The organism is Pseudomonas sp. GM74 (genome assembly GCF_000282455.1).
Classification (GTDB): Bacteria; Pseudomonadota; Gammaproteobacteria; order Pseudomonadales; family Pseudomonadaceae; genus Aquipseudomonas.
This window is the reverse complement of sequence record NZ_AKJG01000170.1, coordinates 1-7,471: the sequence shown is the minus strand read 5'-3', so window position 1 is coordinate 7,471 and position 7,471 is coordinate 1. Positions and strand designations below refer to the sequence as shown.

The following is a 7,471-nucleotide window of genomic DNA, read 5'->3' as shown; positions in this document are numbered from 1 at the left end:
GTCAGCTGGACTGACGACTGCTGCGCAGCCGAACGCAGCCTCGCGGGCTCGGCAGCTGCTACGGATCGCATTACCGCTTAACTGACTGGCATTAGGCCAGGAGCCCGTCGTTTCAGGCCGGGGCATTGTCAGCCGGCAGCAACAGTTCGACACCCTGCTTGCGGATGCCATCGGCCGCGGCAGGGGTCAACGCGTCGTCACTGAGGATGATGTCGAACTGCTCGAGTCCGGCAATCCTGTACATGCTGAAGGTGCCGTATTTCGAACTGCTGGCCACCAGCACCACTTGCGAAGCCGATTGCATCGCGGCTTGCTTGACCTCAACCTTCAGCGCCGAAGGGGTGGTGAGGCCGCGACGCAAATCCCATGAACTGGTGGATATGAACGCGATGTCGGTAACGACCTGACGCAAGGTGGCAACCGCCAGACCGCCCACGCACGATTGATTGGAGTGATCCAGTTGCCCGCCGGTATGAATCACCGTGACATGGGGGGCTTCGATCAGTGCCTGGACAATGCCGAAGTCATTGGTCACCACGGTCATGCCGGACAGCGCCTTGATGTAGGGGACGATTTCCAGCGTACTGGTTCCCGCATCCAGGTAAATCGTCATGTCGGCATGCAGTAGCCGGGCGGCGAGCCTGGCCATGGCCTGCTTCTGCGGCAACTCGACCACCGCCTTGATCTGATGGCTGGGCTCGCTGTGCAACTGGCTGGCGATCCGCACCCCACCCGTTACCGAGTAAGCACGACCTTCCTGCTCCAGCAACGCGATGTCGCGGCGTATGGTCATGTGCGAGCAGTCGAACATTTCCATCAATTGATGAACGCTCAGCACCTGATGCTTGCGCAACTGTCGCAGCATCAACTCACGGCGCTGTTCAGGGATCATCGGTGCGCCGCTTTCGGCGGCGATGTCCTTTTGACTAGGCATTCGGGCTCCAGAAAGAAGTAATCCGCAGACAGGGAAGGCGGGTAAACATAGTAGCGAATCTGCCGCCGGATCAGTAGCGCGACGAGGCACCGGGGGTGGTTTCATGCTCCGGGTGCAGTTGCCGGAAAATTTCGACACGCTGCTTCAAAAGGGGCTTTACTGGAACAAGTCGTGCGGATTATCGAGGGCTGCGTGTTCTTGGCAGCCAGTACTGGCTGGATGCCGAGTTCAAATCTACACACGCCCAGGTTGAGGACCAGCCCATGTCCCGGTTCCTCTGCGCCATGCTGTTCGCGCTGCTGCTCGTCGGCTGCGCCACCACGCGCTTGCCCCACGAATTCAGCGAGGCGATACCCGCCGGCGATTCGGCTTTCGGGCGTTCGATCCAGGCTCAGGCCGCCACGCATGAGGGGCGCTCGGGTTTTCGCTTGCTGCCCAACAGCAGTGAAGCATTCCGGGCGCGCGCCGAGTTGATCCGCAATGCGCAGAAATCCGTCGATCTGCAGTACTACATTGTGCATAACGGACTCAGCACCCGGGCACTGGTGCGTGAAATGCTGCTGGCTGCCGATCGTGGCGTACGGATACGCATCTTGCTCGATGACACGGCCAGCGACGGCCAGGAAGAAGTCATCGCAACCCTGGCGGTGCACCCGAACATCCATATCCGCGTCTTCAACCCTTTGCATCTGGGGCGCAGCACCGTGGTCACCCGAACCATGGGCCGTCTGCTTGATCTTTCCCAACAACACCGACGCATGCACAACAAACTGTGGCTGGCCGACAATAGCGCAGCCATCGTCGGCGGACGCAACCTGGGTGATGAGTATTTCGACGCCAAGCCCGACCTCAACTTCACCGACATGGACTTGCTGTGCATCGGTCCGGTCGCCGAGCAGTTGGGGCACAGCTTCGATCAGTACTGGAACAGCGCCCTGAGCCAGCCGATCAGCGACTTGCTGCGCAACAAGCCGACAACGCAAGACTTGCTCCAGAGCCGTCAACGCCTGGAGCAATCGCTCCAGACCTCACGTATCGAGAGCAAGGTGTTGTACAACCATCTCATGTCCTACCAGACTCAACCGCAGCTCGAGACCTGGCGCAAGCAACTGATCTGGGCCCATAACAAGGCCATGTGGGACGCTCCGAGCAAAGTCCTGGCCGACGGCGAACCGGCCCGTGCGCTATTGATGGCCACACAACTGCGGCCTGATCTCGATGGCGTCAATAACGAGCTGATCATGATCTCGGCCTATTTCGTCCCGCAAAAGCCGGGCATGGACTATCTGCTGGGTCGTGCCGATGCTGGCGTTGATGTGCGCCTGCTGACCAACTCACTGGAAGCTACCGATGTGCCGGCGGTGCATGGCGGCTATGCACCCTATCGCAAGACTCTGCTCGAACATGGTGTGAAACTCTATGAGCTGCGGCGTCAGCCGGACGATCCCGGCCGTAGCTCTTCGTTTGGTTTCAGTGGTGGCTCGGACTCCAGCCTGCACACCAAGGCCATGATCCTGGACAAGCAGAAAGTGTTCATCGGCTCGTTCAATTTCGACCCGCGTTCTGTGTTCTGGAACACTGAAGTCGGGGTGCTGGTCGATAGTCCCGAGCTGGCCGGCCAAGTGCGCCAGCTTGCGCTTGAGGGCATGGCGCCGGCCATGAGTTACCAGGCCCGACTGGAAAACGGCGAAGTCGTCTGGCTCACCGAGGACGACGGTCGCCAGCAGACCTTGCGCAAGGAACCCGGCGGCACATGGCGCAGCTTCAAGGCCTGGCTCAGCGACAAGATCGGCCTGGAGAAAATGCTCTAGATCGAAACCCGGCGTACAGCCTTTGGCCTCATGCCTACGGCATCACTGCCTGGCTACCAACACAGACGTTATTTATCCTCGTAAATGTAAATAAAGGAGTAGTCGTGCAGAAAACGCATGCGCTGCAGAACTTCGCGGATGCTGTAGGTCATCATCGGGGCCTCAGATGGATGGGATCAGCCAACAACTTCCTTGATCAAGGCGTCGATGGATAGCTGTTGTGTTGCATGGGTGATCTTTTCAACGCCGGCAGGCGGGTTTTTCTCTGTGTGGCGCAAGTTCACAAAGTCTTCAAACACCTTGAACGGGTGATCCATTTTGATTCCCTGTGATGCGATATTCAGCGCAATCGACCTTGAGTGAGCAGGGTGCCGGGCATGTGCAGTTGCACATAGCCAATGACCAGCACCATCGACAGGCAGAACAGCCATTGCAGCCGGCTGAGCCCGGCAATCCGGTAGATCGCCTGCAATGGCTTACGCCAGCGGTACTGGCGGTCCGTGGGGACTGCACTGGCGGGCTGCAGCAGGCCGATCACTCCGGTGATCACATAAGTCGCCAGCCCCAGTACCCCGAGCCAGTTCCAGATAACCAAGGCCAGTGCCAGCAACGGACCGCCATTGCGTATCACCAGGTAGCGACGATCCGCGGTCAGTTTGTGTCGTACAAACCATTCGCTGGCGCGCAGGTCGAGGTCGTACAGGTTCTCCGTCAAGGTGGTCCAATGGCTGAGCAGCCATTTGCCGACCTGCGCCGCCAACCAGCCACCCAGTGCATAGAGTGGCAGCATGAGTAGCACAACGAGTCCGGAACCGCCCAGGTTGTTCAGTGCAAGGGCGATGGTCAACACGCAGGCCGCGCGTTTCACGCCATAGGGCGGGTCCTTGTGGCCGATAAGTGCCTTCCAGAACCACGGATCGTGGTTGGGGAACATGCCCGTCAAATCGGGGAAGCGAGTGGCAAAGGCCTGTGCCAATTGTTCGCAGGCTTGCCAGTCAGCCTCGACGAAACCCTGGGCCAGTTCCGCCTGCTGCGCTGGCTGGGTCGACAGCAGGAACAGCGCGGCGGCATTGGCGCGCGCACTGGGATGTTGCTGGCGTTGCTGCATCAGGGAACGCAGTTCGCCGAGCCAGGCTTGCTGCTCGCAGCGCCGACGCAGTGCTTGCCACTGGTCCTCGGCAATGGGCACAACCGCCGCTTCTACATCCCAGGCGAACAATTGACACACTCGTTGGAACAGTTGCTCTGACCAGTCCTCGGTATTCAGGAACAGGTTCAGAACCTGTACCTGAAGCGCCTGACGACGAGCGAAATCACCGAGCCAGGGTTGGCGGCTGTGGTGTTCCAGGCAGTCCAGGAAGAGCTCCTGTTCGCCACTTGCCAGCAGATGATCAAGCTTGCGGTAAAGCGCTGCGGTGAGGGCGAGGGTCAACTGTTGCTGGTGAAACTCACTGGCAGGGATCTGTTGCCAGGGCGTCAACCATTGACGCTGTTCAAGACCCCAGGTCAGCAGGGACTCATGCGTTTGAGGGTCGTCCACGCAACGCTGGAACAGCAGCCGTTCGAATTCGGCGTTGCAGCCCCTGGCCGATGCCTCGGTCCAATAGCGATCAACCGCCTGATCATCAAATCCGGATAACAGTTCAACGGCCTGCTCGTGCAGGGACCGCGTGGGTGTCAGGCTCGGGTGTGGCCGGTGTTGTGCAACGGGCCGAGCGGTAATGTCAGTTGCAACCCGATCAACCTCGTCCCGGCCCTCGCGCAGGATTTGCAGGGCTTGCTCATAGGCTTCACGCAGTTGCTGGAAGGCGACGGGATCCTCATCCGGACGTCTGACCTTGAGCAGTCTGGCGTATTGCCGCTTGATGCTGCGTTCGTCGGATCGGGCGGGCAGGTCGAGGACTTCCCAGCAATCGAAAACAGGCTCCATGGCTCAGAATCCACCACCGGTTTCGAGCAGGCCGATGCGCTCGCTCAGAGCGTTGCGAGCCTGGCGGATGACTCGCTCGTCCTGGCTTGCCAGTGCCTGCTGAAACAGGCTTGCCCACTGGTCAATCTGCTCACGAAGCTCGCCCAGGCTTTCTTGATACAAGCGCTCCAGGCGGGCTACCAGCAGGGTATTGGCCTGCTGATCGCGGGGATGCACCTTGAGCTCGGCCAGCGCTTTGAGGCGCTCGGCGATTTCTTCGCTACTGAGCACGCCCGGATTGTTTTCGATCACCAGGGCGTGCTGTTCACCGGTCATGGGAATGCTCACCTGACACTCCAGAATGCCGTTGTTGTCATAGGTGAAGCGCACGTCCAGTTCGACGACGCGACCGGTGTTCACCGGGACCGGAATCTCCAGCTCACCCAGGGCAATGTTGTCGCGCACCAGGCGACTCTCACCCTGGTAGATCTTCACCAGTACGCTTTCCTGCAAGTCATGAACGGTACACACGGTTTCGACCCGGCTGACCGGGACCGTACTGTTGCGTTCAATGATCGGCAGATAGTGCCCTTGCTCATGGTGTTGGCCCACCCGTTGCGACACTGCAATGCCCAGGGTGTAGGAGCAGACGTCGGTCAACACCACTTCTTCCAGGGCGGCGCTGCGGGACTTCAGCGCCGCCTGGATCGCGGCGCCATGAGCCACGGCTTCGTCGGGGTTGATGTGGATGGACGGGAAGCGGCCGAACAGCCCCGCGGCCAGTTTGCGCACCAATGGCATGCGGGTGGTGCCGCCTACCAGCAACACTTCGTCGAGCTCGTTGATACGGATTCTGGCATCGCGCAGGGCGCGTTCAATTGGATTGCGCAGGCGCTCGAGCAAGGGCGCGAACAATGTGGCCATCTCGTCCTGGGTAAAAACATGCTTCCACTGCTGGCCGTCCACACGCAGGACAAACTCGCTCGCCAGTTCCTGCCCCAGCGCCTGGCGTACCCGCTCGGCTTCGCGGCGCAGTGCTTGGGCCATCGATTGCACTGGCGCAAATCCTGGCTGGTCGCGCTGGGTCTGGATAAAGCGCTCGGCCAGCACCTGGTCGAAATCCTCACCGCCCAGATAGTTGTCGCCAGCGCTGGCCCGTACCTCCATGACGCCGTCGAACAGCTCCAGGATGGACACGTCGAAGGTGCCGCCGCCCAGATCGAAGACCAGGAACGAGGTCTCCTTGCCGTGCTGCGGCAAGCCGTAGGCCAGTGCGGCGGCGGTCGGTTCGTTGATGAGTTTGTCGACTTTCAGGCCGGCCAGTTCGCCGGCGATACGGGTTGCCTTGCGCTGCGCGTCACTGAAGTACGCGGGGACGCTGATGACCGCCTCGGTCACCGGTTCGCCGTAGGCACGTTCGACGTCTTCCTTGAGGCTCCTGAGCACCAGCGCCGAAAGTTCTTCAGGGCGCAACGACTTCGTACCCAGTTGCACGGTGTGCGCGCTGCCCATATGACGCTTGAACAACGCAGTGGTCATGGCAGGGTGGGTGTGCAGCCGCTCGCGGGCAGCCTGGCCGACCAGGATCCGGCCTTCATCGTCCAGCCCCACGACCGAAGGGGTCAGTAATTGGCCCAGTGCGTTAGGTACCAGAGCACTGGCATCGTTATGCCAGACAGCCACCAGGCTGTTGGTGGTACCCAGATCGATTCCGACAATCATCAGTGCTTTCCTTTTCCATGGCTTGACTTGACAAGCCTGTTCTTCCTTGACCAGCAGAGGCAGATCCTAGACACCTGCGATCATTTTTTCCAATGAAGGTTCAATGTCCGCACGCTAGATAAGAGGACGGGGCCGCAACCTGCAGGTGATGGACATGATTGGGCTGAAGCATGGCCATGAGGTTTTTTTGGCCGATTGTTGCCTGCCGCGACGGGTGGCAACCACCCAACCCCGACCTGCCACAGCGACTGGAAATCCAGGGACGATTCACTCAAAAGGGTGACGCGGGCAAGCTGGATGTCTTCTGACGTTTTTGCCTGCACCTGCATGACTCAGGCTCCTTGCAGTAAACGGAGGGTACCTTATGCCCTTACTTTTGAGGGTATTGAATGAAACAGGGACAAGTTCTGCTGTTGGCTTTGTTGTTTATGTTTTTGACGGGTTGCACGACTACGCCACCAAAAGACCAAGACAATCTCTGCAGTATTTACCGTGAGTATCCCGACTGGTATGAGGATTCGCTGCAAATGCAGAGTGAATATGGGACACCCCTGCATGTGGCCATGGCGATCATGAGGCAGGAAAGCAGCTACGTGGCGGACGCATTGCCGCCTCGTGACTACCTGCTCTGGGTGATCCCCTGGGGGCGAGTCAGTTCGGCCTACGGTTATGCGCAGGCTCAAGACCCTGTGTGGGGTGAGTACAAGGACAATACGGGCAACGGTGGTTCGCGTGACAGTTTCGACGACGCGATCATGTTTATCGGTTGGTACACCACTGGCACCCAGCGTCAGCTCGGAATCTCCAAATGGGACACTTACAATCAGTATCTGGCGTATCACGAGGGGCGTGGGGGCTTTAGCCGCAATACCTATCGCAGTAAACCGTGGCTGATGCAGGTTGCCCAGAAAGTGCAAAAGCAGTCAGAGATTTACAACGCGCAACTGAAAGTGTGTCGCCAAGAGTTGGAAGATGGTCGTAGCGGGTGGTTTTAAAGCATTGACGAAAAAATCCCCGCACCTCCTGGGGGAAGATGCGGGGCAAGGTATTACACATGGTGAGGAAGGTCGGCCTTGTAGTGGTCAACTAATCCCG

At 59.3% G+C, this 7,471-nt stretch carries 7 protein-coding genes; 2 read left to right on the top strand and 5 right to left on the bottom strand.

Annotated features, from left to right (window positions below; genetic code table 11):
• Nucleotides 1-112 precede the first annotated feature (112 nt).
• Nucleotides 113-934 carry a DeoR/GlpR family DNA-binding transcription regulator gene (locus PMI34_RS00440; RefSeq protein ID WP_008054213.1) on the bottom strand — a complete coding sequence of 274 codons (822 nt, stop codon included), beginning with the start codon at nucleotides 932-934 and terminating at the stop codon, nucleotides 113-115.
• A 263-nt stretch (nucleotides 935-1,197) separates the two neighbouring features.
• Here PMI34_RS00440 and PMI34_RS00445 point away from each other — a divergent pair, with 263 nt between their 5' ends.
• On the top strand, nucleotides 1,198-2,745 hold the full coding sequence (locus PMI34_RS00445) for a phospholipase D family protein (RefSeq protein WP_008054212.1): 1,548 nt from the start codon (nucleotides 1,198-1,200) through the stop codon (nucleotides 2,743-2,745).
• A 176-nt stretch (nucleotides 2,746-2,921) separates the two neighbouring features.
• Here the strand turns inward: PMI34_RS00445 and PMI34_RS28900 are convergent, their stop codons facing one another.
• The 4 genes from PMI34_RS28900 to PMI34_RS28895 all read right to left on the bottom strand — a co-directional run bounded on the left by PMI34_RS28900 (nucleotide 2,922) and on the right by PMI34_RS28895 (nucleotide 6,705).
• On the bottom strand, nucleotides 2,922-3,062 hold the full coding sequence (locus tag PMI34_RS28900) for a hypothetical protein (protein ID WP_008054211.1): 141 nt from the start codon (nucleotides 3,060-3,062) through the stop codon (nucleotides 2,922-2,924).
• Nucleotides 3,063-3,085: 23 nt separating this feature from the next.
• Entirely contained in the window at nucleotides 3,086-4,675 is a 1,590-nt protein-coding gene (locus PMI34_RS00450; protein ID WP_008054210.1) for a J domain-containing protein, read from the bottom strand.
• 3 nt (nucleotides 4,676-4,678) lie between these two features.
• Complete coding sequence (locus PMI34_RS00455) at nucleotides 4,679-6,376, bottom strand: molecular chaperone HscC (protein WP_008054209.1); 1,698 nt, start codon at nucleotides 6,374-6,376, stop codon at nucleotides 4,679-4,681.
• Nucleotides 6,377-6,456: 80 nt separating this feature from the next.
• Entirely contained in the window at nucleotides 6,457-6,705 is a 249-nt protein-coding gene (locus tag PMI34_RS28895) for a hypothetical protein (protein WP_157222746.1), read from the bottom strand.
• 60 nt (nucleotides 6,706-6,765) lie between these two features.
• Between PMI34_RS28895 and PMI34_RS00460 the strand changes: the two genes are divergently transcribed.
• Nucleotides 6,766-7,371 (top strand): transglycosylase SLT domain-containing protein, encoded by a 606-nt coding sequence (locus tag PMI34_RS00460; RefSeq protein WP_008054208.1) that lies wholly within the window; start codon nucleotides 6,766-6,768, stop codon nucleotides 7,369-7,371.
• The last annotated feature ends 100 nt before the right edge of the window (nucleotides 7,372-7,471 follow it).

What these genes read in the sequence shown, in the direction of transcription:
- PMI34_RS00460 (WP_008054208.1), top strand. Translation starts at nt 6,766, where the DNA reads ATGAAACAGGGACAAGTTCTGCTGTTGGCTTTGTTGTTTATGTTTTTG.
- PMI34_RS00440 (WP_008054213.1), bottom strand. Translation starts at nt 934, where the DNA reads ATGCCTAGTCAAAAGGACATCGCCGCCGAAAGCGGCGCACCGATGATC.
- PMI34_RS28895 (WP_157222746.1), bottom strand. Translation starts at nt 6,705, where the DNA reads ATGCAGGTGCAGGCAAAAACGTCAGAAGACATCCAGCTTGCCCGCGTC.
- PMI34_RS00450 (WP_008054210.1), bottom strand. Translation starts at nt 4,675, where the DNA reads ATGGAGCCTGTTTTCGATTGCTGGGAAGTCCTCGACCTGCCCGCCCGA.
- PMI34_RS00445 (WP_008054212.1), top strand. Translation starts at nt 1,198, where the DNA reads ATGTCCCGGTTCCTCTGCGCCATGCTGTTCGCGCTGCTGCTCGTCGGC.
- PMI34_RS28900 (WP_008054211.1), bottom strand. Translation starts at nt 3,062, where the DNA reads ATGGATCACCCGTTCAAGGTGTTTGAAGACTTTGTGAACTTGCGCCAC.
- PMI34_RS00455 (WP_008054209.1), bottom strand. Translation starts at nt 6,376, where the DNA reads ATGATTGTCGGAATCGATCTGGGTACCACCAACAGCCTGGTGGCTGTC.